Consider the following 489-nt stretch of genomic DNA (forward strand, 5'->3'; position numbering starts at 1 on the left):
ACTTAATGCGTTAGCTGCGGCACGGACGACGTGGAATGTCGCCCACACCTAGTTCCCAACGTTTACGGCGTGGACTACCAGGGTATCTAATCCTGTTCGCTCCCCACGCTTTCGCTCCTCAGCGTCAGTATCGGCCCAGAGATCCGCCTTCGCCACCGGTGTTCCTCCTGATATCTGCGCATTTCACCGCTACACCAGGAATTCCGATCTCCCCTACCGAACTCTAGCCTGCCCGTATCGAATGCAGACCCGGGGTTAAGCCCCGGGCTTTCACATCCGACGTGACAAGCCGCCTACGAGCTCTTTACGCCCAATAATTCCGGACAACGCTCGCGCCCTACGTATTACCGCGGCTGCTGGCACGTAGTTAGCCGGCGCTTCTTCTGCAGGTACCGTCACTTTCGCTTCTTCCCTGCTGAAAGAGGTTTACAACCCGAAGGCCGTCATCCCTCACGCGGCGTCGCTGCATCAGGCTTTCGCCCATTGTGC

At 58.3% G+C, this 489-nt stretch carries 1 rRNA gene; it reads right to left on the reverse strand.

The window, feature by feature from the left end:
• Positions 1-489, reverse strand: a 16S ribosomal RNA gene (locus CG747_RS07935); the annotation flags it as partial.

The organism is Streptomyces sp. CB02959 (assembly GCF_002803155.1).
In the GTDB taxonomy this organism is placed as follows: domain Bacteria; phylum Actinomycetota; class Actinomycetes; order Streptomycetales; family Streptomycetaceae; genus Streptomyces.